The 25677-nt window shown below is 71.9% G+C and carries 22 protein-coding genes; 12 read left to right on the top strand and 10 right to left on the bottom strand.

The features are described 5' to 3' along the window. Positions 1 to 40: 40 nt before the first annotated feature. From ACZ7L4_RS26115 to ACZ7L4_RS26105, 3 genes are all read right to left on the bottom strand, one after another. Positions 41 to 1894, bottom strand: a complete 1854-nt coding sequence (locus tag ACZ7L4_RS26115; protein ID WP_472106157.1) for a phospholipase C — start codon at positions 1892 to 1894, stop codon at positions 41 to 43. A gap of 177 nt (positions 1895 to 2071) precedes the next feature. Next, complete coding sequence (efeB, locus tag ACZ7L4_RS26110) at positions 2072 to 3298, bottom strand: iron uptake transporter deferrochelatase/peroxidase subunit (RefSeq protein ID WP_472106155.1); 1227 nt, start codon at positions 3296 to 3298, stop codon at positions 2072 to 2074. Continuing rightward, the gene (locus ACZ7L4_RS26105) at positions 3295 to 4500 is read right to left on the bottom strand and encodes an EfeM/EfeO family lipoprotein (protein ID WP_472106153.1); all 1206 of its coding nucleotides are present in this window, start codon (positions 4498 to 4500) and stop codon (positions 3295 to 3297) included. The genes efeB and ACZ7L4_RS26105 overlap by 4 nt, the downstream gene beginning before the upstream one ends. Positions 4501 to 4729: 229 nt before the next feature. On the opposite strand from ACZ7L4_RS26105, the gene ACZ7L4_RS26100 reads away from it, so the two are divergent. Further along, positions 4730 to 5896 (top strand): TetR/AcrR family transcriptional regulator, encoded by a 1167-nt coding sequence (locus ACZ7L4_RS26100; protein ID WP_472106151.1) that lies wholly within the window; start codon positions 4730 to 4732, stop codon positions 5894 to 5896. 35 nt (positions 5897 to 5931) lie between these two features. Here the strand turns inward: ACZ7L4_RS26100 and ACZ7L4_RS26095 are convergent, their stop codons facing one another. Continuing rightward, entirely contained in the window at positions 5932 to 7140 is a 1209-nt protein-coding gene (locus ACZ7L4_RS26095; protein ID WP_472106149.1) for an oxygenase MpaB family protein, read from the bottom strand. Positions 7141 to 7360: 220 nt separating this feature from the next. Here ACZ7L4_RS26095 and ACZ7L4_RS26090 point away from each other — a divergent pair, with 220 nt between their 5' ends. From ACZ7L4_RS26090 to ACZ7L4_RS26080, 3 genes are read left to right on the top strand one after another with little or no spacing between them, the layout of a single operon-like run. Next, positions 7361 to 8953: a succinic semialdehyde dehydrogenase gene (locus ACZ7L4_RS26090; RefSeq protein ID WP_472106147.1), complete on the top strand. Its 1593-nt coding sequence runs from the start codon at positions 7361 to 7363 to the stop codon at positions 8951 to 8953. Then, positions 8950 to 9432, top strand: coding sequence for a DUF4334 domain-containing protein (locus tag ACZ7L4_RS26085; protein ID WP_472106145.1), 483 nt, complete (start codon positions 8950 to 8952; stop codon positions 9430 to 9432). Before ACZ7L4_RS26090 ends, ACZ7L4_RS26085 begins: the two co-directional genes overlap by 4 nt. A 36-nt stretch (positions 9433 to 9468) precedes the next feature. Further along, positions 9469 to 10521, top strand: coding sequence for an alcohol dehydrogenase catalytic domain-containing protein (locus tag ACZ7L4_RS26080; RefSeq protein WP_472106143.1), 1053 nt, complete (start codon positions 9469 to 9471; stop codon positions 10519 to 10521). A gap of 23 nt (positions 10522 to 10544) precedes the next feature. On the opposite strand, the gene ACZ7L4_RS26075 is transcribed toward ACZ7L4_RS26080, so the two are convergent. Next, positions 10545 to 11699: an Lrp/AsnC family transcriptional regulator gene (locus ACZ7L4_RS26075; protein ID WP_472106141.1), complete on the bottom strand. Its 1155-nt coding sequence runs from the start codon at positions 11697 to 11699 to the stop codon at positions 10545 to 10547. A gap of 161 nt (positions 11700 to 11860) precedes the next feature. Between ACZ7L4_RS26075 and ACZ7L4_RS26070 the strand changes: the two genes are divergently transcribed. Continuing rightward, positions 11861 to 13126 carry an MFS transporter gene (locus tag ACZ7L4_RS26070; protein WP_472106139.1) on the top strand — a complete coding sequence of 422 codons (1266 nt, stop codon included), beginning with the start codon at positions 11861 to 11863 and terminating at the stop codon, positions 13124 to 13126. A gap of 39 nt (positions 13127 to 13165) precedes the next feature. Then, entirely contained in the window at positions 13166 to 14479 is a 1314-nt protein-coding gene (locus ACZ7L4_RS26065; protein ID WP_472106137.1) for an amidohydrolase, read from the top strand. 21 nt (positions 14480 to 14500) lie between these two features. On the opposite strand, the gene ACZ7L4_RS26060 is transcribed toward ACZ7L4_RS26065, so the two are convergent. Further along, positions 14501 to 15382: an SDR family oxidoreductase gene (locus ACZ7L4_RS26060; RefSeq protein ID WP_472106135.1), complete on the bottom strand. Its 882-nt coding sequence runs from the start codon at positions 15380 to 15382 to the stop codon at positions 14501 to 14503. 104 nt (positions 15383 to 15486) lie between these two features. On the opposite strand from ACZ7L4_RS26060, the gene ACZ7L4_RS26055 reads away from it, so the two are divergent. Continuing rightward, entirely contained in the window at positions 15487 to 16068 is a 582-nt protein-coding gene (locus ACZ7L4_RS26055; RefSeq protein ID WP_472106133.1) for a TetR/AcrR family transcriptional regulator, read from the top strand. Between the two features lie 6 nt (positions 16069 to 16074). On the opposite strand, the gene ACZ7L4_RS26050 is transcribed toward ACZ7L4_RS26055, so the two are convergent. Then, complete coding sequence (locus ACZ7L4_RS26050) at positions 16075 to 16500, bottom strand: cytidine/deoxycytidylate deaminase family protein (protein ID WP_472106131.1); 426 nt, start codon at positions 16498 to 16500, stop codon at positions 16075 to 16077. A 66-nt stretch (positions 16501 to 16566) separates the two neighbouring features. On the opposite strand from ACZ7L4_RS26050, the gene ACZ7L4_RS26045 reads away from it, so the two are divergent. After that, on the top strand, positions 16567 to 16776 hold the full coding sequence (locus ACZ7L4_RS26045) for a hypothetical protein (RefSeq protein ID WP_472106129.1): 210 nt from the start codon (positions 16567 to 16569) through the stop codon (positions 16774 to 16776). On the opposite strand, the gene ACZ7L4_RS26040 is transcribed toward ACZ7L4_RS26045, so the two are convergent. Then, positions 16757 to 17293, bottom strand: coding sequence for a helix-turn-helix domain-containing protein (locus ACZ7L4_RS26040; protein ID WP_472106127.1), 537 nt, complete (start codon positions 17291 to 17293; stop codon positions 16757 to 16759). The genes ACZ7L4_RS26045 and ACZ7L4_RS26040 overlap by 20 nt on opposite strands. A gap of 162 nt (positions 17294 to 17455) precedes the next feature. Between ACZ7L4_RS26040 and ACZ7L4_RS26035 the strand changes: the two genes are divergently transcribed. Genes ACZ7L4_RS26035 through ACZ7L4_RS26020 form a run of 4 tightly spaced genes read left to right on the top strand, consistent with a single transcriptional unit; the run spans position 17456 to position 20632 of the window. Then, entirely contained in the window at positions 17456 to 17746 is a 291-nt protein-coding gene (locus tag ACZ7L4_RS26035) for a DUF3311 domain-containing protein (RefSeq protein WP_472106125.1), read from the top strand. Then, the gene (locus ACZ7L4_RS26030; RefSeq protein ID WP_472106123.1) at positions 17743 to 19269 is read left to right on the top strand and encodes a sodium:solute symporter family protein; all 1527 of its coding nucleotides are present in this window, start codon (positions 17743 to 17745) and stop codon (positions 19267 to 19269) included. The genes ACZ7L4_RS26035 and ACZ7L4_RS26030 overlap by 4 nt, the downstream gene beginning before the upstream one ends. Further along, entirely contained in the window at positions 19266 to 19613 is a 348-nt protein-coding gene (locus tag ACZ7L4_RS26025) for a TIGR04076 family protein (RefSeq protein ID WP_472106121.1), read from the top strand. Before ACZ7L4_RS26030 ends, ACZ7L4_RS26025 begins: the two co-directional genes overlap by 4 nt. Next, positions 19610 to 20632, top strand: a complete 1023-nt coding sequence (locus tag ACZ7L4_RS26020) for an LLM class flavin-dependent oxidoreductase (protein ID WP_472106119.1) — start codon at positions 19610 to 19612, stop codon at positions 20630 to 20632. Before ACZ7L4_RS26025 ends, ACZ7L4_RS26020 begins: the two co-directional genes overlap by 4 nt. Before the next feature lie 7 nt (positions 20633 to 20639). Here ACZ7L4_RS26020 and ACZ7L4_RS26015 read toward each other — a convergent pair whose 3' ends face one another. Continuing rightward, entirely contained in the window at positions 20640 to 23798 is a 3159-nt protein-coding gene (locus ACZ7L4_RS26015; RefSeq protein ID WP_472106117.1) for an alpha-N-acetylglucosaminidase TIM-barrel domain-containing protein, read from the bottom strand. Next, positions 23795 to 25588, bottom strand: coding sequence for a DUF4091 domain-containing protein (locus ACZ7L4_RS26010; RefSeq protein ID WP_472106115.1), 1794 nt, complete (start codon positions 25586 to 25588; stop codon positions 23795 to 23797). The genes ACZ7L4_RS26015 and ACZ7L4_RS26010 overlap by 4 nt, the downstream gene beginning before the upstream one ends. Positions 25589 to 25677: the final 89 nt, after the last annotated feature.

Raw genomic sequence — 25677 nt, 5'->3', positions numbered from 1 at the left:
CAGGGGGCGCTGGACCGTGCCGGGCAGTCTGGGGGCGTCGTCAGGCCGTGGTGCGCCGCCTGCGCCGCAGGGTGAGGTACGTGCCGGTGGCTCCGGTGGCGAGCAGCGCGGCGACGCCGAGGCTCACCGGGAGCACCGGGAGGCCGTCGCTCGTCGCAGCCGTGTTCTCCATCGGTGGGCCCGGCGTGATGTGCGTGGTGATTGGGGTGATGTGCTGGACCGGTCCTTCGGACTTCACCGAACCGTCCTCGTTCAGCAGCAGCTGTCTGTTGTTCGGGTGCTTGAAGTCGAACATCCCGGACAGCGGTCCCGCGGTGGCGTCGAAGGAGTGGTCGCCGATCCGGCCGGTGTGCCAGTTGTCCTCGATGAACCGGATGATGGACGCCTGGTCGGTCAGGGTGTGGTCGACCTTGTTGACCCTGCTGTACGGGGAGATCACGAGCAGCGGCTGCCGGGTGCCGGGTCCGCAGCGGTCCTGGTAGCCACCGGCCGCCGCCGGGCCGTTCTGGCAGGCGGGGGAGTCGGCGGCCTTGCCGTTGGAGCCGACCGTGTTGTCCTTCGAGCCGTTGCGCGGCGGGATGTAGGCGTGGTCGTACCAGCCGTCGGAGTCGTCGTACGCGACGACGATCGCGGTCGACCTCCACTGCGGCGAGCTCTGCACCGCGTTGATCTGGTTCACCAGGAAGTGCTGCTCGTCGATCGGGTCGGAGTAGCCGGCGTGCCCGTCCTGGTAGGCGCTCGCCTTCACGAAGCTGACGGCCGGCAGGTGGCCCGCCTTCGCCGCGGCGGAGAAGTCGGTGAGGTCGTAATTGTGGTTGGCGGGACCCGCGTGCCCGATCTCCGCGACGCTCTTCGGCGCCAGGTGGTGGGGGTTCGCCGTCGACCTGTAGTAGGCGAACGGGTTGTGGTGCGGGCTGTAGTCGAGCGTCGAGGCGCCGCCGACATTGGCGTGCGCGTCCTCGCACCTGGCGTACGAGCCGTCCTCGCCGTTCCACGCGCTGCTCGGCCGGAAGCCGCCCTGGAACCAACCCCAGGACACCTTGCGGGTGTTGAGCAGGTCGCCGATGTTCCTGCCCTTCATGGTGGCGAGCGCGTTGGCGGCGGTGTGGTTCTTGTCGGAGCAGTCGTCGAACGACGGGTCAGGGTCGTTGATCATCGTGCCGACGCCGTCCGCGTCGGGCGACTGGACCGCGGTCTTGTCCGGCGTATCGGTCTGCTTCGGGTTCTCGGTGCCGGACGCCGGGTCGGTGGAGATGACCCCATGGGTGTTCCCTGAGGCCAGGTTGATGGCGCCGGGTGTGGACGGGCCGTAGTTCGAGCCGTAGGAGCGGTCGCTGAGGGAGTAGTGCTGGGCGTAGTTCCACAGCGCGGTGACGGTGTTGCCGTCGAAGTAGTCCATCACCAGGCCCGGCTCGCCGAAGAGCCCGCCGCTGCACTTGTCGACCTCGGTGTTCTGCACGAACTTGTCGGCCCTGCCGCCGTTGTACGCGTACTGCTCGGGCCCGTAGGAATGGTTCTGGTCGCAGGTCACCGCGTGGTCCGGGGTGAGCCGCTTGGGGGTGTACTGGTTGGGGTTCTTCCTCAGCAGGCCCGCGTGCGCGAGGGTGTCGATCTTCTTCGGCGTGCCCTTGGCCGGAGTGAACCTCGTGCCGTCGGTGTTCGCGGCCTTCGGGTACGTCGCGAAGTAGTGGTCGAAGGAGTTGTTCTCGTCGAAGAGCACCACCACGTGCTTGATGGGGGTGGCGGTGCCGGACGTGTCAGCCGTGGGCGCTGCGGCCCAGGTGGGCGAGGCGCCGCCGAGCACGGTGAGCGCGGCGGCCCCCGCGAGCGCGCCCAGGCCCCGGATCACTGATCTCCCGGTCGCTGATCCGGGTCTACTTGCCTTGCTGGCCATGGATGTTCGTCCTCCGACCCATGTCGACGGCGTGCATGCGCAAGTACGGTGACACTTGAGTGAACCCTGCATCTATTACCACGGGGCAGATCTTGACCACCTGTTGACCGCTTGTGAGCGGAAGCTTTCCGCAGTGGTGAGATCCGCTTGGGAGTTGCCCCGTGGTAGCGGTGCGCGTCAGGACAGCAGCGCGCGGCCGAACCAGTCGTCGGCGTCGCGCACACCCGGCAGCGCGAAGAAGTAGCCGCCGCCGAACGGGGAGACGTAGTCGGTCAGCGGCTCGCCCGCGAGCCGCTTCTGCACGGACTCGAACTGCCGATGCGGGTCCTGCTGGTAGCAGCAGAACAGCAGCCCCATGTCGAGATTGCCGTTGGCGTCCGTGCCCCGGTCGTAGTTGTACGCGCGGCGCAGGATCCGCTGGGTCGCGGTGTCCGGGGTGCGGGGGTTGGCGAGCCGGATGTGTGCGTCCAGTGGGATGACATCACCCTTGGGATCGTCGACGAACCTCGGCGCGTCGTGCTCCGCGTCGCCGTCGAGGGGCGCGCCCGACGCGCGGGACCGCCCGAACATCCGCTCCTGCTCGCTGAGCGACACCCGGTCCCAGAACTCCACCAACATCCGTATGAGTCGCACCACTTGATAGCTGCCGCCCACCGCCCACTCCGGTTCGCCGCTGCCCTTGCCCACCCACACCAGGCGGTCCATCGCACGGGTGTCGGCGGTGTCCGGGTTGGCTGTGCCGTCCTTGAACCCCAGCAGATTGCGCGGCGTCCCCGAGGGGCGCGGCGGGCTGGTGAACCCGTCCATGCGCCAGCGCACCTGCAGCGCGCCGCGCGTGTGCCGGGCGATGTCGCGCAGCGCGTGCAGCAGTGTGTCCCGGTCGTCGGCGTGCAGTTGCAGGCTCAGGTCGCCGTGACACCAGTCGGCGTCGAGGTCGTCGTCAGGGAAGGCCGGCATCGCGGCGAGCCGGCGCGGCCCGCGCCGGCCGAGCCCGAACCGCTCGTCGAACAGCGACGCCCCGACGCCCACGGTCACCGCGAGCGCCCCGCCCGGCACCCGCTCCCCGAGGACCCCCGAGTCGGCGGGCGGCGCCGTGATCCCGGCGGGCTCCGGGGTCCCGCCCGAGGCGAGGAACCGGCAGCGATCGGTCAACGTACGCAGCGCGTCCGCCAGTTCGGCCCGGCCGTCGGCGGTGACATCGAGGGAGACGAAGGCGGTCGCCCGGCGCTGCGGCGCGACGACGGACGCCTGCCGGGCGCCGTGGAACGCCGCGACGGGCGCGAGGGGGACACCGACCGGCGGCGCCCCGACCGGGGCCGCCGCCCCGCTCGCGGTGAGCCCGACCCCGGCGAGCGCGGCACCCCGCAGCAGCCCGCGCCGACCGACACCACCCGCCGCGCTCACACCGTCCTCCGCGGATCGCACAGCGTCGCCACCGGGGCGAGACGCTCGACGAGATCGCCGAACAGGGCGTCGACGCGCTCGCGCCGCGTGCGGCTCAGCTTCTCCAGCGGCGGCCAGCGACCGTCGTGGCGCAGCTCGTCGAGGACCGTACCCGCCCGCTTCACATCCCTCTCCAGCGCGGGGAGGTGGGCGTAGCGGCGGGCCAGGATCGGGTGCAGACGGGAGAGGACCTCGCGGGTGCCGTCGACGTTGGCGCGGGCCGTGGCCAGATTGCTGCCGCTGCCGAAGTCCGTACGCCCGGTCAGCTCGAACTGCACCGTGTTCTCCAGGATCTCGTGCGCCCGCAGGCCCAGTTGCGCCGGGTCCATCCGGGCCTGCGCCCAGTCCTCGCGCAGCGTGGTGACCGCCTTCAGCAACGCGGCGGCCGGGGCGCGCAGTTCGTGGGCGGACCGGCCGTGCCACAGCCCGTGCTCGACGCGGTGGAAGCCGGTGAAGTCCTTGTCGTCGGTGCCGCCCGGCAGGCCCGCGTCCGTGCCGTTGATCCGTCCGTCGGCGTCGCCGAACGCGTCGTAGGCCGCGCCCATCCGCTCGTACTGGAGGTGGGCGGGCAGCCACGCCTCACGGGCGGCGTCGAGGTCGCCCCGGTCGACGGCGTCGCGCAGGGTCCGCGTCAGGCGGACCACCTTGCCGAGCCCTTCGCCGACCCACTTCTGGTAGGCGATCGCCGGCGGGATCAGGTCGTGCGTGGTGACCGGTGCGGCGGCGGGGCCCGAACGCCCCTCGTGGATACGGACGGTGGGCCCGGTGACGGCGTCCGCGTCCTCGGGCAGGCACTTGAAGGCGTACGCGCCCCTGCCGAGCCGCACCGTCAACTCCCGTGTCGTACCGGGGCCGATGTCCTCCACCTCGCCGTACACGACATGACTGCGCGGATCCTGAAGGAACACCTCGGCGGAGGCCGCGGAGGTGTTGTGCAGCGCGAAGACCTGCAGCCCGGGCGAGGGTTCGTCCCAGCCCGCGCCGCAGCGGCTCCCGGAGACCTCGACGAGCGTGCGCCGCAGCCCGTCGGAGGAGCGGGGGCCCTCGTGCGCGTGCCGGGTGAGCGCGACGACATTGACCATCAGCAGACACAGCAGCGCGACGAGCACCCCCGTGATCAGCCATCGTTGTCCGCGCCGCCACCGGGGGCCGGGCATCGACATCCGGGCCTCCCAGTCCGATCCGTCAGGAGGACCCTAGGCGGCGAGATCCGCACGAACAGCAGTCCACCGAAAATCATGACCAAGAGTTGACGGGAGCTGGTACACGCGCTCGCCCGCACGGAGCATGTCGACGGAGCTTTGCGCACGCCATGGCGCCTGTCGCGGCGTGTGATTGACTGGCTCGCATGGCCCCGCCCCTGTCTCTGTCCCCGCACTCGTCCGCCCGGTCATGACCACGGAGCCGATGCCGGCCACGCGTCCCCGCAACCGCAGGCAGCTGATCGTCGAGGCGGCCGGGCGACTCTTCAGCGAGCGCGGCTACCACGCGGCGTCCATGGAGGACATCGCCTCGGGCGTGGGCATCACCGCGGCGGCCCTGTACCGGCACTTCCCGAACAAGTACGCGCTGTTCTCCGAGTGCGCGCACGCCATGGTGGACGGGCTCGTCGCCACGCTCGACGAGCTGCCGCCCGAGGCGGACACGGCGGAGCTGCTCACGGCCCTGATCCGGATCACCGTGAAGCGCCGCGCGGAGGGCGGTGTGTACCGCTGGGAGGCCAGGTACCTCGACCGCGACGACCGCCGGCTGCTGCGGGGGAAGTTCGCCCGTGTCGTCGGCCGGGTGACCGAGGCGGTGCGCAGGGAGTACCCCGGCGAGCGCGCGGAGCTGCGGGTCGTGGCGGCGCTCGGCGCGATCGGCTCGATCACCATGCACCGTACGTCGATCGCCCAGCGGCGGGCCGAGGAGCTGCTGCTGACGTGTGCGCTGCGGCTGGTCGCGACGGATGCCCTCCGGCCCGCCGAGGAGGGCGCTCGGCCCGTCGAGCTCCCGGCTCTCCCGGTGGCGCGCTCGCGGCGCGCGGAGATCCTCTCGGCCGCCGTCCCGCTGTTCGCGCGCGACGGGTTCGCCAATGTCACGAACGGCCAGATCGCGGAGGCGGTGGGCCTCGCCCCGTCCGCGCTCTACCGCCACTACCCGGGCAAGGTCGACATCCTCGCGGCGGCCTGCCTGCAGGCGGCGGGGCTGCTCGCCCAGGCGGTGGACCAGAACCTGGAGGGGACGGCAGGACCGCACGAGGCGGTGGCGGCGCTGGCGGCGACGTACGTGGCGTACAGCTTCGAGCACACCGCGCTGACGAGCGTCGCGGAGGCCGAGTTCGGCGGGCTGCCTGCCGAGGCGCAGCGCCCCCTGACACTGGCGCAGCGCGAACACATCGCCGTATGGGAACAGCAGTTGCGGCTCGCCCGCCCCGAACTCGATCCGCGGCAGGCCCGCGTTCTGGTGCATGCCGGGTTCGGCGTCGTGGTCGAGGCCGGGCGGAGCATGCGGTGGCGGGACGGCGCGGAGCAGCGGGCGACGGTGGCGGGACTCGTGGTGCGGGCGCTGGGGCTCTGAGCGGTGAGCCCCGGCGCCCGCGTGGGGGAGGGGTGTCAGTCCTGCCGGTTGTGCGTCGGGATCACGATGGGTGTCGTCTGCCCGGACGCGCCCTTGTTCAGGAACCCCATGGCCAGCGCGCGCACGAACTGGTCGAACATGTAGAACGCGCTGGGCGCGATCGGGTTCAGCCCCTCACGGAAGAGGATGAACGCCGGCCACACGGTGCGGATCAGGGTCGCCGAGGCGTAGTCGCGCTTGAGCCCCAGCCAGTCGCCGACCTCGTTGCTGAGGACGTAGCGCACGAACTCGTTGAGGAACCCGCGTGTGACACCGAGGTCGATCTGCGCGGTCAACCCCAGCAGGTCCTCGGCCAGTTCGATGCCCTCGGTGGTGGGGGAGAGGATCGGCGTGAGGACCTGGGCCGACTGCTTGTCCGCCTCGTCCCACGACTTCGGGATGTACTCCGTGCGCACACCGAGCAGGTGCAGGGCGACCTGCCAGCTGTGCAGGAAGGCCTCCTGGTCCTCCGCATTGAACGGGACCTTCCACTCCAGTAGCTTCCTGCGCACGAACGTGCCGAGGCTGTGGAAGGTGACCAGGATGTCGGCGTTGCTGATCGGGATCTTCTGGTCCGCGACGGCCGACCAGTGCGGTGACTGCGGCAGCATGTGCCGCACCGCGGCGTGCACCATGCGCGTCTTGTTGGCCGTGACGATGAACTGGCCCTCGGGCTCGAGGCCCTTCAGCTGGGCCAGGTCGTAGCCGAACGTGAACGTCTTGGCGGCACGGTCCTGCATGTCGGCGCCGCCCGCGGACCAGTAGACGCTCTTCGCCTCGCGCGGGATGACGGTGCTCATGATCCCGCTGCCGAGCCCGTAGAGCAGGAAGAGATAGGTGTCCTTGCGCCGGTTGAAGTCGGCGGCACGGGCCAGCTTCTTCGGGTCGGCCCAGGACGGGAGCTTGTTGACCCCCTGCAGATACGTGTGGAGCTCGGCCGGCAGGCCGCTGGGCAGCGGGTCGTTGTTGTTCACCCACGGTTCCATCGCCTTGTTCACGGCCGGAACCTGGCCGTTGGTGATGATCTTCGCCATCAGCGGGTCGATGGCGTCGTCCCACACGTACTCGGGGTCGGTGCCCGCTCCGGAGCCCGCGATCGAGCCCGTCGGCGACCAGGCCCATGCGTTGGTGGCGGTACCCGTCGCGCCCACGAGTCCCAGCGCGGCACCGAGCGACAGGATGTTTCTGCGGCTCAGATTTGTCATTGACTTACTCGCTTCCCTGGTTGGCCAGGCGGTTCAACAAGCCCGGATGTGCTGGGCGTTGAGCTCTCCGCCACGCTTCAAATCTTGTTCCAGGATGTGATTTCTGATTAACATAGCGAGGCGCGCAGTCATCGACAAGAGAGTCGGCAAGAGTGCCGACAGGGCATCGAAGTGACCGGTGCGAACCGGAGCACCCGTCCCGTACGAGCGAGGAGCCCGCATGAGCACGGATCAGGCCCGCCCCGCGTGGGTGACCGACGAGTCGATCGCGCGATGGTGCGACGGGGTGCGCCGCGACGCGAAACGCGAAGAGGGCGAGGAGCCCGAGCCGCTGGCCGCGGTCGCGCCGTTCGATCTGTCGCCGACCGCGGCCGTTCCCACGTGCACCCCGGAGGACGTGGCGCAGGCGGTGACAGGCGCCCGAGCCGCCCAGACGGCATGGGCGCGTACGTCGGCCAAGCGCCGCTCCGACGTCGTACTCGCCTTCCACGACCTGCTGTTGAAGCGGCAGGACCAGGCGCTCGACCTGATCCAGTGGGAGACCGGCAAGGCGCGCTACCACGCGTGGATGGAGGTGGCCCAGGTCGCGACGATCGCCCGGCACTACGCGCGGCGCGCCCGGCACTACCTGGCGCCGCGCCGCGTCCGCGGAATGATCCCCGGCGCGACCAGGGTCCAGGAGGTACGGGTGCCGAAGGGTGTCGTCGGCATCATCTCGCCCTGGAACTACCCCCTTTACCTCGGCGTCGGCGACGTACTGCCCGCCCTCCTCGCCGGCAATGCCGTGGTCTCCAAGGCGGATTCGCAGACAGCCCTGACCCTGCTGTGGACGCGGGCACTGATGGCGGAGGCCGGACTGCCCGCCGACCTCTGGCAGATCGTGACCGGCCGCGGCTCCGTGGTCGGCACCGCCCTCATCGAGGCCGCCGACTACGTGTGCTTCACCGGGTCGACCGCCACCGGACGCGCCGTCGGGGAGCGCGCCGCACGCCGCCTGATCGGTGCATCCCTCGAACTCGGCGGCAAGAACCCGCTGATCGTGCGCGCCGACGCCGACGTGAAGGCGGCGGCGGCCGGGGCGGTGACGGCGGCCTTCGCCAACACCGGGCAGATGTGCATCCACATCGAGCGCGTCTACGTGCACGAGACGGTCTACGACATCTTCCGCGACGAACTCGTCCGCGCGACCCTGGCGTTGCGCCTCGGCCGGACCTACGACTACGCGGCGGACCTCGGCTCCCTCACGTCGAAGGCGCAGCTCACGGCCGTCGAGTCCCATGTCGACGGGGCGGTGTCCCAGGGCGCGACGGTGCTCGCGGGCGGCAAGGTCCGCCCCGACATCGGCCCGCTCTTCTACGAACCCACGATCCTCGAAGGTGTCACGCCGGAGATGGCCGTGTGCGGCGAGGAGACCTTCGGCCCGGTCGTCTCGCTGTATCCCTACGCCTCGGACGACGAGGCGGTCGACCTCGCCAACCAGGGCAGTTACGGACTCTCGGCGTCGATCTGGTCCAAGGACACCCGCGAGGCCGCCCGACTCGCACGCCGGATCCGTTCCGGCTCGGTCAACATCAACGACGGCGCCGCCGCGGCCGCGGGCAGCATCGAGGCGGGCATGGGCGGCATGGGAGACAGCGGTCTCGGCAGGCGCCACGGCGCCGAGGGCATCCGCAAGTACACCGAGAGCCAGACGCTCGCCACCCAGCGCCTGCTCCCTCTCGGCCCGACGAAACCAGAGGAGAGCTCGGTGACATCCTTCATCCGCCGGACGAACGGCCAACTGGCCCTGCTGCGCAGGCTGGGGGTCCGATGAGCGGCGTGCATGAACGCTGGAAGGCCCTGCGCGCGGTGGAGGGCCTGGTGGACCCGGCCGAACTCGACGCCCTGTGGGCGGACCTGGAGCCGGTCGACGCGTCCGCGCTCCTCGGCCCCTGGCGCGGCTTCGCCTTCCTGACGGGACACCCCATCGAGAAGGTGCTGGAGGCCAGCCGCTGGCACGGCAAGCGGTTCGACGCCCTCGACGACGCGAAGCCGCTGATCTGCCGCGCCGAGGACGGCGGCCTCTACTCCGACACCAAGGCGGGCCGCGGCGAGGCCAGCCTGTGGAACGTCGAGTTCCGGGGCGAGGTGACCGCCACGATGGTGTACGACGGGATGCCCGTGTTCGACCACTTCAAGCGGGTCGACGACACCACGCTGATGGGCGTGATGAACGGCAAGCCCGGCGTCGTGCTCGCGGAAGGTCGGCACTTCTACTTCGGCCTGGAACGCGACACCCCGGACCGTCCATGAAGGCGTCGGTACTCACATGAAGGCACTGGTGCTGACATGAAGACTTCGGTACTGCTCTCGCGGGGCAGCGCCCCCAGCGCACTCGTCGACGCCGAACTCGACGATCCGCGCCCGCACGAGGTGCTCGTCCGGATCGAGGCGGTCGGCGTCTGCCACACCGACCTCGCCACCCGGAAGGCGCTCGGCGACCGCCCGGCGGTGCTCGGACACGAGGGCTGCGGCGTCGTGGAGCGCCTCGGATCCGAGGTTGCGGGCCTGGCGGTGGGGGAGCGGGTGGTGCTGTCGTTCGCGCACTGCGGCCGCTGCGGCCAGTGCCGGGCGGGCCATCCGGCGTACTGCGACCTCGCGGCCACCCTCAACAACTCGGGACGCCGCGCGGACGGCACACCCACCATCCGCGTCGGCGGCGACCCGGTGTTCGGCTCCTTCTTCGGCCAGTCGTCCTTCGCCACCGCCGCGCTCGTCGACGCCCGTTCCTGCGTGCCGGTCGGCGACGTACCGCCGTGGGTCGCCGCGCCGCTGGGCTGCGGATTCCTGACGGGGGCGGGCGCGGTCCTCAGCGTCCTGCGGCCGGGGCCCGGGGACCGGCTCCTGGTGGTCGGCGCGGGGGCGGTCGGCAGCGCGGCCGTGCTGACGGCGCTGTCCGAGGAGGTGGAGGTCGTGGTCGCCGAACCGGTCGCCGCGCGCCGCGATCTGGCAGCCCGCTTCGGAGCCCTGGCGGTCGCCTCCCTGGACGACCCGCTCCCCTCGGTGACGCATGCCCTCGACACCACGGGCCGCCCGGAGCTGGTGGCCCGGGCGCTCTCGCTGCTCCAGCCACGCGGCACGCTCGCCGTGGTCGGCCTCGGCCCGGCGAGAGCCGAGATCGACGTGCGCGACCTCATGCTGCGCGGGCTCCAACTGCGGGGCTGCGTCGAGGGGGACGCGGAACCCGCGCAGCTCGTGCCGGAGCTGATCGGGCGTTACGAGAAGGGGCGGCTGCCGCTGGACGAGCTGGTGACGACGTACGAACTGGGGGAGTTCGACCGGGCGGTGGCGGAACAGCGGGAGGGGAAGGCGCTGAAGGCGGTGCTGCTGCCGGGCAGTTGAGAGCTGAGGGTTGTGGGCCGGGCTCAGGCGTGGTGGTCCATCGGGACGTGTCCCCGGGCACGTCCGTCGTCGTCGAGCAGTCGCCCCATCCGCTTGGCGGTAAGGAGGGTGACATCACGGCGCAGGACGCGGGCGCCGGGGAGCCGGGAGCCGAGGCGGACCTCGAAACCGGCGGCGTCGCTCAGTGAGCGCGCCCACGTCGACACCAGCAGATTGGCCTCGCCGGTCACCGCCATGCACAGCCGGACCCCGGGCAGCGCCGCCGCCAGGTGCCCCGCGGCGTCCAGTTCGGCGGAGGGCACGGCGACCCGGTACGTGCCGATGACCGGGCGGCCCGCCGCCAGATGGGACACGTCGCAGCGGATCCTGACCTGGCCGGAGGCGAGCATCCGGGCGAGGCGGCGGCGGACCGTCGCCTCGCTCGTGCCGGTGTCCCGGGCGAGCTCGCTGTAGGGGCGGCGGGCGTCGCAGGACAGGGCGCGGAGTAGCGCACGGTCGGCGTCGCCGTGCTGCGGGGCCGCCGCGTGCCCCGCCACGGCGGACGCCAGCCGGGAGCGCTGGCCGCGGTCGAGGGCGTGCACCTTCCAGTCCGCGCCTTCCCGGTAACTGTGCAGCACCACGGAGAGTTGGACGTCCCGCGCGCCCGGCAGCGCGGCGAGCGGGCCGTCGGCGAAGCGCGTCAGGGCCGCCGTACCGGAGCAGGCCAGGGTGAGGAACAGGGCGCCGTCGGACCCGGCGGTGCCGCCCCCGGTGGTGCGTTCGACACTGGCCACGCGCGGGTCGGCGCACGCGGCCTCCGTGGCGGCGGCCAGATGCCCCGGGGCCACGGCCACATCGGCGAAGGCCATGCACAGGCGCTGGCCCCGCGCGTGCCGCTCCCATGTCTCGTACGCGGTGCTCCAGGCGAGCCCGGAGGCGCGCAGCCGGTCCCAACGGCGGGCGGCGGTGGTGGCGTCGATGCCGAGGACCGCGCCGATCCGCGACCAGGGGGCGCGGGGGCTGGTCTGCAGGGCGTCGACGAGCGCCATGTCCGTCTCGTCGAGGTCGTGCGTGTCGGGCGGCGCGGCGTGCGTGTCGGCGGGCGCGGCGTGCGGGTGGCGGCCGTGTACGTCAGGGGTGTCGGAATCCTGCGTCCCAAGGGGGATGGATTCCGGCATCGGTGCGGGGGCGGGCGGCATGGCGACCATTGTGGGGCCACTCGCACCTGCCCGTGCGGCGGCCCCCGGCACAGGGGCGGACGCCCGCCGCACGGATGTGCGCGCCTGCCCGGACGCGGACCCGTCCACGGGCCCAGGCGTGCGCGCCCACCCCCAGTCGCGACACACACCGTGGAGCCGCCGTGAGCGCCACCGACACACCAACCGCCGCGAACCCCGCGCCACCCGAGGGCCGGGTCCGGCTCGACCGGGCCGCGAAGACGACCGTGGGCCTGCTGTTCCTGGCCTGGATCGTCGACTACATCGACCGGCTCGTCATCAACCTCGCCCTGCCGCACATCGGCACCGAGTTCGGCATCGACCGCACTCAGCAGGGCATGGTCCTCTCCGCGTTCTTCCTCGCCTACGCGGCCTGCCAGATCCCCGGCGGCCTGCTCGCCGACCGGTTCGGGTCCAAGCGGATCCTGCTGTGGGCGATGCTGATCTGGTCGCTGTTCACGGCGCTGACCGGGACCGCCTGGTCGTTCGCCGCGCTCGTCGTGATCCGGGTGCTGTTCGGCGCCGGGCAGGGCATCTTCCCCGCCGCCGCGATGAAGGCCGTCGCCGAACGCACAGGAACGCGCGAGCGGATGACGGCGAGCGGCTGGATCTCCTCGTCCAACTCCTTCGGCGCGGTCGTCGCCCCGCTGATCGCCGGACCCGTCATCGCCCTGTGGGGCTGGCGCATGTCGTTCTACGCCGTCGCCGGACTCGGCGTCGCGACCTTCGTCCTCGTCCAGCTCCTGCTGCCCCCGGCGCGGCCTGCCGCACGGACCGAGGCCGCCGAGGGCGGCGGCGGAACGCGTGCGCTGCTCGCCACCCCCGCCATGTGGCTGTACGTGGGCATGCTGTTCGGCTACGGCATGCTCGCGTGGGGCCTCAACTCCTGGGTGCCCTCGTATCTGCAGACCGAGCGCGGGCTCTCGCTGGAGAGTTCCGGCCTGCTCACCGCGCTGCCCGCGCTGTTCGGAGGCCTGGCCATGATTCTCAGCGGCTGGTGCGCGGACAGGCTGAAGGGCCGGCCCGCGCTGCTGGTCGCGCCGTCCATGACCGTCGCCGGTGTCGCGGTGCTCGCGATGACGCAGGCCGAGGGTCTCGTCGCGTTCGAGACGCTGCTGTGTCTCGCCTTCGCCGCCTGCACGTTCTGCTTCACACCGATCTTCGCGGTGCCGCTGCGGACGCTGTCGACCCGGCTGAGCGGGGCCGCCTCCGGAATGATCAACTTCGGCGGCCAGTCCGCGGGCATCCTGGTGCCGATGCTGATGGGATATCTCGCGGACACCTACTCGTTCACCGTCGCCTTCGCCGTCCTCGCCCTCGGGGCGGCGCTCACCGCCGTCCTCGCACTGATCACCCCGCAGACCTCCGATGCCCTGCGCTCCCGGCTCGGCCCCGCCGTCCGGGACTGACCACCGGCCCTCCCCAACTCAGCGAAGGAGCTTCGCCGCATGACCATCTCCACGCCCCCCGCCTGTCCGGTCGACCCCGCCCGGCTCACGCTGCCCGCCGGCACCCCCGCCGACGAGGGCCTTCCGCAGCTGCTGCCCGCGCTCGGCGAGCTCTACCGGGACCTGCACGCCCACCCCGAGCTGTCGATGCACGAGACCCGCACCGCCGGAATCATCGCGACCGTGCTGCGCGCCCAGGGCTGGGAGGTCACGGAGCACGTCGGCAGCACCGGCGTCGTCGGCGTACTCACGAACGGCGAGGGCCCCACGGTCCTGCTCCGCGCCGACACCGACGGGCTCCCGCTGGCCGAGGACACGGGCCTGCCCTACGCGTCGACCGACACCGCGACGGGCCCCGACGGCCACGAGGTCCCCGTGATGCACGGCTGCGGCCACGACCACCACGTCACCGCGCTGCTCGGCGCCGCCGCCCTGTACGCGGCCGACCGCACGACCTGGCGCGGCACGCTGCTCGCCGTCTTCCAGCCCGGCGAGGAGATCGCGGCGGGCGCGCAGGCCATGGTCGACGACGGTTTCGCCGACCGCTTCCCGCGCCCCGATGTCTGCCTCGGCCAGCACGTCAGCCCGCTGCCCACCGGCACGGTGGCGCTGCGCCCCGGCACGACCATGTCCGCCGCCGACAGCTTCCGCATCCGGCTGTTCGGCTCCGGCGGACACGGCTCGCAGCCCGAGCTGACGGTCGACCCGATCGTGCTCGGCGCCCACGTAGTGACCCGGCTGCAGACGGTGGTCTCCCGGGAGATCGCCGCCCAGGACGCGGCCGTGGTGACGGTCGGATCGTTCCGGGCCGGCCACAAGGAGAACATCATCCCGGACAGCGCCGAACTCAAGGTCAACGTCCGGACCTTCGACCCGAAGGTCCGCGAGCGGGTCCTCGCCGCCATCGAACGCATCGTCCGCGGCGAGGCCGAGACCGCGGGCGCCCCACGCGAGCCGGAGTTCGAGCCGCTCAACGCCTTCCCGCTCACCGTCAACGACGACGACGCGACCGAGCGCGTCCGCACCGCCCTGCTGTCCGTCTACGGCGAGGAGGGCGTCCAGCACATGGCGCGCCCGCTCTCCGGCAGCGAGGACTTCGGTGTCTTCGGCACGACCCTCGACTGCCCGTCGGTGTTCTGGATGTGGGGCAGCCTCGACCCGAAGCTCTACGAGGGCGAGGACCCGACACAGCCGCGCCCGGGCATCCCCGGCAACCACTCGCCGCGCTTCGGCCCGCAGGCGGAGCCGGTCATCGAGTACGGGGTGCGGGGGCTGCGCGCGGTGGCCGCGGAGTTCAACGGCCCCGTGGCCTGACCGCACCGCCGCCCTGATGTGTCAGGGCTCGATCATCTCCAGGTCCTCGAGCAGGCCCGGGTGGGTCGGCTGCCAGCCGAGGGCGGCGCGGGTGTGCGCGCTGCTCGCCGGCTGGTCGGTCGCGAAGATCGGGCCGAGCGGGCCGAAGCTCTCCTCCGGCACGGACTCCGCCGGGATCCCGAGCCGCCGCCCGATGACCGCGGTGATGTCCCGTACGGCATCGCCCTCGTCGGCGACGGCGTGCCACGCGGTGCCGGCGGGAGCCTTCTCCAGGGCGAGCCGGAACAGGACGGCGGCGTCGAGCGCGTGGACGGCGGGCCAGCGCTGCGTGCCGTCGCCCGGGTAGCCGGCGACGCCGGTCCGGCGGGCGATCTGGGTGAGCAGTCCGGCGAAGCCGCCGTCGCCCTCGTTGTGCACGGTGCGCGGCAGCCGGATCGCCGAGCTGCGCACGCCGCGCGAGGCGAGGCCGAGCGCGCGCTGCACCGACACACTGCGCCCGCCGACGGGCCCGTCCGTGGGCAGCGGATCCTCCTCGGTGGAGGCCCGCCCTGCCGCATGGGGCGTGCCCGACACGGTGACCAGCGGCCGGTCGGTGCCGACGAGGGCATCGCCCAGCGCCTCGAGCGCGGCGCCCTCCTCGGCCACCGACCGCGCGAGCGCCTCCGGCGAGCTGAAGTCGTTGCTGAAGGCGAGATGGACGACGCCGTCCGCCTGCTGCGCGCCGGTGCGCAGCACGTCGAGGTCGGTAAGCCCGCCCCGGACCACGTCCGCGCCGGCGGCCCTGGCCTTCTCGGCGGAGGCGTCGGAACGGGCCAGTGCGGTGACCGCGTGACCCGCCGCGAGCAGTTCGGCGACGACGGCAGAGCCGATCAGGCCCGTGCCGCCGGTGATGAAGACGCGCATGGCGGACTCCAAGGTGCGAGGAATTGGTGATGCGACACATGTCGCATCACTCGCTACGCTACACCCACTGATGCGACACGTGTCGCATCACTTAGGATGGCCGTATGCCGAGATGGAAGCCGGATGCCCGGCAGCGCCTGGTCGTGGCGGCGCTGAGCCTGTTCGCGGAGCAGGGCTACGACGACACGACGGTCGCCCAGATCGCCGAGCGCGCGGGACTCACCCGCAGCACCTTCCACCGGCACTTTGTCGACAAGCGGGAGATCCTCACCGCGGGCCAGAAGACCCTCAGCCGCCTCCTGGTCGAGGGCATCACCGAAGCCCCCGCCGACGCGACCCCGATCGCCGCCGTCGCCGCGGGCCTCGAGCGCGCCTCGGGCGAGATGACCTCCTTCAACCGCGAACTGAGCCCGCTCCTGCACGCGGCGATCGAGGCGAACGAGGAACTGCAGGAGCGCAACGCGCTGAAGAGCATCGGGATGGCGGCGGCCATGGTCGGTGCCCTGAAGGGGCGCGGTGTCCCCGAGGCGACTGCCCAGGTCGCCGCCGAACTGGGCGTCGTGGCCTTCAAGTTGGGCTTCACCCGCTGGGCGGACCCGTCCCGCGACGACGACCCGGGCGAACTGGCCGCCCTGACGCTGGCGGCGCTCGAAGAACTCCGCGAGGCGGCGCGGAAGTTGGACTGACCGCGGTCAGTCGTCGTCGGCATCGAGCTGATGCTCGGCCCACACGTAACTCTCCGGCAGCAGGCTGCGGATGGGCACACTGCGCCTGCGCCCGCCGTTGCCCACGACGACCTCGACCTCCGGAAAGTAGTCGAGCAGCGCCTGCCGACACCGCCCGCACGGCGCGATCACCCCGCGCTCCCGGTCACCGGCGGCGACGACGGTGCGCAACTCGTAGATCCCCTGAGCGGCCGCCGCCCCGAGCAGCGCCAACTCGGCGCAGGGTCCTCCGGTGAAGTGGTACGCGTTCATGGCGACAACGACCCGCCCGTCGCTCCCGCGCCCGGCGGCGGCCACGGTGTGGTTGTCGCCACGGGCCCGCTCGCGCACGGTCCGCAAGGCAATGTCAACGAGGTCGTGGTCGAGGTCGCTCGTGTGCCGGCTGTGCTCCATGGGGCCAGTAAATCGCGCACCGGCTTGGCCCACTAGCGGCCCGCGACGGCCTCCAGTACCAGCCGCGTGAACTCCTTCGTCATCGCCGTTCCGCCCAGGTCCGCCGTTCGCGCGTCCGTCGTCGCGCTGCCGACGGCGCTGCTCACCGTCCTCGTCTTCTCGGTCGCCCTGCGCTGGACGAAGGGGGCCCCGGAGAGCGACGAGATCGCGGAGGACGCGGGCCTTGAGTCGGACGCGCTGAACCCCGCCCGGCCTCCTACGGCGACGGGGGAGTGACCGACACGATGTACTCGACGGGACCGTCCCCCGCGCCCCGGTAGAGGTGCGGCTGGCGGGCGTCGAAGGTGATGGACTCCTGCGTGCTCACCTCGTGGGTGACACCCGCGATCTCCACGGTCAGCGTGCCGTCGATGACGTAGGCGCACTCCGTCGAGGGGTGCGCCCACGGCTCGTCGCTGGTGGCCGCGCCGGGCGGGAGGATCGCGCGGAGCACCTCCAGACGGCCGTTGCTCCCGGCCAGGCGCTCGTACTGGACGAGGCCGCGCGGGCCGCTGATGGTGGAGCGCTCGCCGGGCCGGCTGATGTGGACCGCCGGGACGTCCTCCTCGTCGAAGAGGGCGACCACCGAGGCGCCGAACACGTCCGCGAGCCGCCGCAGCGTGGCCAGGCTCGGCTCCGTGACACCCCGCTCGACCTGGCTCAGGAGCGTCGCCGAGAGACCGGCCTGGTGGGCGAGGGCACGCAGGCTCATGCCCCGCTCCGTGCGCAGCGCCCGCAGGCGAGTGCCGATCATGATCCTCCGTACAGGCTGGGTGCACATCTCGATCTGTGAACCTGCGTTGACGATTGCGTTGCAGGAGCTTAGCGTCTCGGATCGCCCTCCCGTGTGCAGCCAGACTGCACGCGGGAGGTGCTCAATTCCAGTCCCGACCCGATCCGACACGTAGGGGATGCGATGGCATCGACGGTACCGAGGCCTCCCACGGCCCACCGCTGGCTGCTCGTCCTCCCGTTCGTCTGGCAGGTCGCGCTCGTGCCCGTGGTCAACGGGGTGCGTCTCGCGCCGCTGAACATCCCCTTCCCGATGCTGTGGCAGATGCTCGGCGTCCTCGCCTCGACCGCCGTCATCGCCCTCGTCTTCCGCCTCGACCGCAGGGCGGGCGTGGACGCGGAGGAGGCCCGGTTCCTCGAACTCACCGAACCGGCGCGGGCCGAGAACACGAAGTCCGACGGTGAGGCCTCGTGACACTCGCACTCGTCCTCGCGATCGTCGTGGGCACCGTCGTCGGCGCGATCGGCTTCGGCCGCCGCGCGAGCAGCGGAGCCCCGGCCACCACCCTGTCGGGCTGGGCCGTCGGCGGACGCCGCTTCGGCACCGTCCTGTTCTGGTTCATGAACGCCGGCGAGGTCTACACGACCTTCGCGGTCCTCGGCATCTCCGGCTACGCCTGGGCGATGGGCGCCCCCGCCTATCTCGCCTTCACCTCGGTCTCCCTGAGCTACGCCATCGGCTACTGGCTCATGCCGAAGATCTGGCGGGCCGGGCGCAAGCACGCGCTGATCACGCAGGCCGACTTCTTCGCCGCCCGCTTCGGCGCGCCCTGGCTGGGCGTCGTCACCGCACTCGTCGGCATCGCGGCCCTCGTCGTCTACGTACAGATCCAGCTGGTCAGCCTCAGTCTCATCGTGCGGCTCACGCTGGGCGGTTCGGTGTCGTCGGACGCGGCCGTCCTCATCGGGGCGCTGGTCATGCTGGCGTTCGTCTTCCTCGCGGGGCTGCGCTCGGCCGCCTTCTCCGCGGGGGTCAAGGACATCCTGATGGTCGTGGTCGTCGTGCTGCTGACGGTCACGGTGGCGGGCAAGGTCGGCGCGTCCTCGCTGTTCGACATCTTCCGGCTCGCCGAGGAACAGCACCCGGGCATCGGGAAGTTCCCCGGCATCGACCCCGCGTCCCCGACCACCTCGACGTGGCTGATGACCTCCGCGCTCAACGTGGCACTCGGCAACTGGGTGTTCCCGCACCTGTTCCAGGTCTCCTACTCGGCCGCGTCGGGCACCGCGATCCGCCGCAACGCCATCTGGCAGCCGCTGTACTCGCTCGCGTACTTCTTCGTCATCCTGCTCGGCTTCGCGGCCCTCGTCGCGGGGACGAAACCGGCGGGCGGCGACCTCAACGCGGCGCTGCTGCAGTTCGTCTCGGACAGCTACCCGGCCTGGATCGTCGGGCTTGTCGCCGGCACCGGCTTCCTGCTCGCGCTCGCGCCCGGCTCCGTGCTGCTGCTGACGTCCGGCGTCCTGTTCGCGCGCAACGTGGTCGGCCCCGTGGCGCGCCGCGGCCTTTCCGACCGCACCACGCTGCTCGTCTCCCGCCTCTCGATGATCGGCTTCGCCGCGGTCGCCGTGTGGCTGACCATCGGCCGCAGCCAGTCCCTCGTCGACATCCTGCTCAACGCCTATTCGGCCATCGGCATGCTCGCACCGGCCGTCGTCCTCGTCTTCCTGTGGCGCCGGACGTCCGCGATCGGTGTGCTGCTCGGCCTCGTCGCCGGGTTCACCGCGCTGCTCGCGCCCTTCGCCAAGGACTACTGGGCCGCCCACCTGCCCGAATGGGAACCGGGCCTCATCGCCATGGCGATCAACGCGGTGGTGGTCCTGGCCGTCAGCCTGGTCACGCCGAGACCGAAGGAGGACGCCGTGCGGGTGGGCCTGGCCCTCTCGGCGGCGGACTGCGAGCCACCGACAGAAAGCACGAGGACGGGAGTCGCATGAGCGACAACGACGCAGAGAACGACGCCGGGGAACTGGTCACCGAGCTGTACGACCTGAGGGTCACCGTCGACCGCATCGAGGGCCGCTCCGTGTGCGGCATGGAGGTCGGCGACTACTTCGAACTCGTCGACAGCGCCCACCTGCGCATCCCCGAGGGACGCCACTTCTGCGTGTACGCGCTGCAGGCGGTGCTCCCGCTCCTGCCGGCCAAACAGCGCGCGCTGCCCGCGGGCGACTGGCTCGAACGGGACACCCTCGTGTGCTGCCCCGACCCCGAAGAACGACTCATCATGCGCATCGACCGCACGGCGCGGTGTCGCCTGAACACGGAGGACCTGACGTGACGGACGCGCCCCACCCGGCCACGGACCGCAAGGTCGAGATCGGGCTCGGCCTGCAGAGCGACAAGCGTCCCGAGGACTACGCCCGGCTCGCCGCCCGCGCCGAGGACCACGGCTTCGACGTGCTCTCCGTCTTCGGCGACCTCATGTACCAGCCGCCGATCTTCCCGCTCCTGGAGATGGCCCGCGCGACGCGCCGCGTACGGCTCGGCGCCGCCTGCTGGAACCCGTACTCGATGCACCCCTACGAGATCGCGGGCCAGGTCGCCGCCCTCGACCTCGCCTCGTCCGGGCGCGCCTACGTCGGTCTCGCGCGCGGTACGTGGCTGGGCGACGTCGGCATCGGCCAGCCGCGGCCGCTGGCGCACATCCGGGACGCGGTGGGGCTGATCCGCGCGCTGCTCTCCGGCTCGGCGGACGGGTACGAGGGCGAGGTGTTCCGGCTGGCCCCGGGGACGCGGCTGCGCTACCGCCCGGAGCGCCCGGACGTTCCCGTGCTGATCGGCACGTGGGGCGCCCGCACGGCGGCCCTTGCCGGGCGCGTCGCGGGCGAGCTGAAGATCGGCGGTTCGGCGAACCCCGCGATGGTCGACGTGATGCGCCGCCGGATCGCGGGCGGCCCCGAGGCCGAACCGGCGGACCACGTGGGCATCGTGGTCGGCGCCGTCACGGTCGTCGACGAGGACGGCGCGCGGGCGCGGGCCCACGCCCGGACCGAGGTCGCGATGTACCTCGCGGTGGTGGCCGAGCTCGACCCGACCGTCGACGTGCCCGCCGAACTCCTCGCGGGCGTCAAGGAGCGGCTGGCCCGCGGCGACTCCGCCGGCGCCGGGAGGCTGATCCCCGACGACCTCCTCGACCTGTTCGCCTTCTCCGGCACGCCGGAACAGGTCGCGGCGCAGGCGCAGTCGCTCATCGACGCGGGCGCGTCCCGCGTCGAGTTCGGGACACCGCACGGCCTCACGGACGACGGGGGCGTCGAGCTTCTCGGCTCCCGGGTGCTGCCGCTCCTGGACCGCTGACGGTACGTCAATCGCCGGACGGGCTCGATGCGGTCCGGAGCGCGTCGAACGTCGCGATGCCCCGCTCGCCGCTCCCGCCGTTCACCGCGCTCATGAACACGCCCACGTCCTGCCCGCCCGCCGCGACCCCCGCGGGGGCCGCCGTGCCGACCGTCGTCCACGTCCTGTCGTCCGTGCTGAACTCGCCCTTGTACGTGGTGCCTTGGCGGGTCAGCCGCAGGTGAACGGGTGCGGTCACCGAGCCGCCCGCCGTCGCGACGGTGTCGAGGCGGCCGTTGCCGTCGGCGTCCCAGGACAGCGCGCAGCCGTTGGACGGGGTAACCGCGAGGTTGACGTACCCGGAACTCCCCTTCGCGCTCAGGTCGTTGCGCACGATCAGGCCCGCGCGGGCCCATCCACCCGTACGGTCCTGGGACGTGACCCGGACGGAGGCGGAGGCTCCGTCGGTCAGGGGGCCGGGGCGGTATACCGCGCCGAACTCGTCCGTCCCGCCCCACAGATCGGCGCCGCCGCCCTCGATGGCGAAGGCCTCGCCGGACTGCCCGAACACCGCGTCGTTGAACGACACCGTCCGGTACGGGTCCTCGACCCCGGTGCCTGCCAGGAGCCGGACCGCGTCGACCGCCGCGCCCCGCGCCGTGCCCATCCGGTACGCGGCATCCGTACGCACCTGGAGCACCAGCTCCTCCACCGCGCCCGTGAGCGACACCGTGAAGCGGCCGGTGAACTCCCCGCCGGGAGCCACCTCGGCCGCGGTGACCGGACCCTGCGCGCGGGCGGTCAGCCCGTCGGGCACGTCGAGGGTGAGGGTGACATCGCGCGCGGGCGCGAGGCCGTTGCGGTTGGCGAACGTGACCTCGACGGTGACCGGCTCTTCCGCGGAGACGGCGGCGTGCGCGACGGAGGCGGTCAGTGTGGCCTGGTGTGCGGCGCCCGCGAGGGTGTCGTGGATCCGGCGCGCGAGCCGCTCGATCGACCCCGAGGGGCGCCGCGGGTACGTCTCGTGCCCGTGCGCCCACTCGTCGTCCATCGCGAACCAGTCGATCCCGGCGGGCTCGCGCTTCTCGGCGAGCGCCTTCGACACCTCGGCGAAGTACCTGCGCCAGCGCGGCAGATAGAGGCCCGAGACCAGGCCCGACCACTCCCGGTTGGCGTAGTCGCGCAGCCCCGCGTCGCTGCCCTCCCGGTCGCCCCAGGTCGTGACGATCGACCGGGCGTCGTACTCGAGGCGGTCCTGTTCCGCCGGATCGGCTCCCCAGGCGCGGGCCTCGGCGAGCCACCGGCCGAGCAGATGCTGCTCCGAGGTGGCGAGCGCGTCGTCGAGGAGCTTCATCCAGTCGAGCCACGTCCGCGTGAGCTGCCCGAACAGCGTCGCGTCCCGGACCTCGTACGCCGCCCTGATCTGCGGCAGCAGCACCCGGCTGCGGTTGGCGAGGACCTGCCGGGCGACGTCGAGCAGGTCGTGCCGGTAGGCGGAGCTGTTCCGCAACCCCTCGTCCACGTCGAGGAGTTCGGTCAGGGCGCGGTCGAACGCCGCGGTGTCGTAGCGCTCGGACTGCGGGCTCCACGCGGCGGCCGACTTCACGTTCAGCGCGGGCCTGGCCCCGAAGAGCCCGTCGGGCGGCTCGCTCCAGGAGTCGGTGCGGCGCATCCCGTACGCCGTCTCGCGCAGCACCCGCCAGGCGGCGGCCGCGTGCCGGTCGGCGCCGCCGTAGCGGGCCGCCGCCCACCGCCCGAACCAGTCGTCCAGATCGACCCTGCCCGCCGTCCACGCCAGGTCCCCGAGCAGTGCGAGCGCCGCGGGGTTGTTGTCGGCCCCCTCCGGCATCGCGGCGATCCCGGACAGCCTGCTGCCGTCCTTGTCCCGCCAGCGCGGATAACTCTCCACCCAGTCCGGGGTATTGGCGCCGAGCGCGGTGTGCCCGCCGAAGTTCCAGATGCTGCCGTACGCGTACGGGGTGTCGCCCCAGTCGCTCTCCCGGTCGGTCACCGTGGCGTACCGGTCGGACAGGCCGTCGACGATCAGCATCCGGTCGCGGTCGACGGCGTCGAGGATCTCGCGGCGCGGATTGCTCTGCCAGCCGAGGATCGCCCACACGGCACCGGGGTGTGCCGTGCGCAGGGCCGTCTCGACGGCCCGCGCGGCCTCTCCGACCGGCACGTCGCCGGGGCGGCCGCCCTCGTGCAGCAGGTCCATCTTGTACATCGAGGTGCCGCCGAGCCGGGCGTCGAGCCGGGTGTAGAACTCGGCGCCCACGTCGGCGAAGGCCTTGGTGCGAGGGTCGAGCCAGTCGGGGCGCTGGAACCCGCTCCAGGTGCCCTGCGGGACGACCTCCGCTCCGTCGACCCGTTCGGGGAAGCCGTCGGGCACGGTGCCGAACCAGCCCGGGAGCACCGGCGTCATGCCCAACTCCCGTACGCGGTCGGCGATTTTGCGCCCGAGGTCGGCGCGCCGTTCAAGAAGGCGGCGGCTGATCGGGCCACCGAAGCCCGACATGTTCTGCAGCAGCCACCACGGCTGGTGTGCGGGGGCGGGGATCCACGCCAGCAACTCGGCCTCGGAGTAACCGAACCGTCGGAACGTGTCGAAGTGGGCGGCCTCCACGCCGGTCGTCACCAGGACCTCGTTGAAGCCGTGCAGCGCGAGTACGTCCAGCTCCCGCTGCCAGGCGTCCCAGTCACGGTAGGGGCCGGTGTAGCCGTCGTTGGTGTCGTTGAGGGCGAACCGGTGGGAGACGTTCGCCGAAGCCGCCAACCCCTCCGTGGGGGCGGGCAGTTGCTTCGGAAGGTCGAGCTGCTCGCCGTTCCAGGTGACGGAGGCGTGGGCGACATCGCGCAGATAGCGGTGCAGACCGGCGAGGAGGGTGGCCGGGGTCGTGCCCTCGACGACGATGTGCCCGCGCGTGCCGGAGACCCGGAACCGGTCGCCCTTGCCCCCACCCTTCGACGGGCGGAAGGTGACCTGGTCGTGGTGGCGCGGGAGCAGCCGGCGCAGCGCCGCGTCGGCGGGTCCGGTGTCGAAGCCCTCGCCGCCGGTGGCCGCGAAGGCGGGCGCGCCCGGCGCGGGCAGGGCGGCCGTGGCGCCGAGCACGAGCGCCGTGCTCGACAACAGCCGTCTGCGGCTGAGCCGGGGGCGGTCCGGGTGCTGCGGGGTGGATCCGGTCACGAGGTCAACTCCCGAATGACGGCCGCTCTGGCCCGCTCGATGTCGGTGACGTCCTTGGTGCGGCCGTCGAGGTTCCTGGTGGCGAGGTCGAGGGCGGCCTTCAGCGCGTCGCTGTCACCGCCGCCGCCCGTGTCCGCGAGCTTGTCCCGCAACTGCGCGATCAGCTCGAAGTCCTCGATGCCCTCCTTGAGTTGCTCCCACCGGATGCTCGACATCGGACCGTCGTCCCCCGGGTAGACGAGATACTCGTCGCCCTGGGTGAAGAGGTGCACCGGCTCCTCGAACGGGTCGGAGGTCCAGCTGTTCCACGACCAGCGCAGCAGCCCGTCGAGCTGGCGCCGGGCCGAGATCCACGGCAGCATCCGGGCCTCGATCGCGGGCGAGCAGGAGAAGGTGTTGGGGTGGTCCGGCACCCCGTACACGTAGAACGTCGTGATCCTGCCCGCCTTGCGGCGCTCCGCGATCTTCTCGGATGTCATCTTGTCGATGCCGCCCCAGTCGACGGAGAGGTTCGAGGCGATCGGCTCCGTGCTGATGGACCCGGCGACCGAGATGCGCCGGTCGAAGGCGGGCGCGACCTCGTGCACGAAGTCCCGTACGACCTTCATGGTCTCGACGGGCCGCTCGTCGAAGGACAGCCACGTGCGGTCGAGGCGCTTCGTGTCCCGCAGATGGTCCTCGAACGCCCGCAGGAAGGCGCCCCACGCCTCGCGCCAGCGCTCGCCGCCCAACTCGACGTTCTCGTACACCTTCTCGCCGGTGCGGGAGTCGACGTAGGTCAGGTGCTCCTTGCCCTGGAAGGCCAGCATGGAGAACGCGCCGATGTCCGGGCCGAGCCCGGCTCGTTCGGCGGCGGCGACGTACGTGTCCCAGCGGTCGAAGTCGAAGCGGAACCGGTCGCCGTCCCAACTCCAGCCGACCATGCTGGAGTACGGGGTCGCCGTCTGCGACTTCGGCCCGCCCAGCGGCCACGGGTAGTGCCACGGGTTGTCGACGACGGTGGTGTTGACGACCTTCTGCCCGCGGCTCGCCAGGTCCCGGTTGTACGTGTCGATGAGCTCCCAGTGCTTCGCCGACCACGGCGCGACGTGGTGCGCCTCGGCGATGGTGTCCGGCTGCGCCCAGACGTCCAGGAAGAACCGGTAGTCGGCCGGATCGGGCAGCGTCACGTCCGCGACCTCGATGGTCAGGGGGTAGGCGGCATGGGTCTTCCCGTTCGCGGTGACGGTGACCGTGCCCTGGTACGTGCCGGCCGGCGTGTCCGTGGGGATGCGGAAGGTGAACCACAACGGCTGTGCGGCGTACGCGGGGACGTCGACGGCGGACCGCTCTTCCAGCGCGTCGCCCACGACATCCGGGTTGCGGTCGCCTGACACCTCGGTGGAGGAGGTCACCTGGTCGATGGTGGCGGACCACTCCAGCTCCGAATTGGAGCGCTGCACGGGCACGTACTTCACGAACCGCACCTGGGCGCGCCGGGCCGGGTCCCCGCCGAGCCGGACGCCGTTCGGCCCGGTCACTTCGCCGACGTGGGCCGATACGCCGCGCAGTGGTGTGCCCGAGGCGATGGCGAGTTGCGCGGAGACCTGCTCGCCGCGCACCGCCGACAGTGTCAGCTCTCTGGTGTCCTTGCCCTCGATCGCCGTCATCGGATACCTCGGTACCCGCACCTCCGCGGAGTTCGCGAACGCCCCGGTGGGCACCCACGTGATGGTGTCCCGGGTGCCCATCGCCTCGGCGACCTTCGCGGTGAGCCAGGGGGTGTCGCCACTTCGGGGTGAAGCGTGCACGTTTCATGTCCTTTGTTCGTATGGAACCCGGACCGAGTGCTGCCACTATGCAAGAGCATGCTTGATTTGCCCCATGTTTGAGCACGAAA

The sequence above is a fragment of the Streptomyces sp. NPDC107575 genome (genome assembly GCF_055657265.1).
The sequence above is the reverse complement of the archived record's forward strand: the minus strand, read 5'-3'. Positions and strand labels throughout refer to the sequence as shown.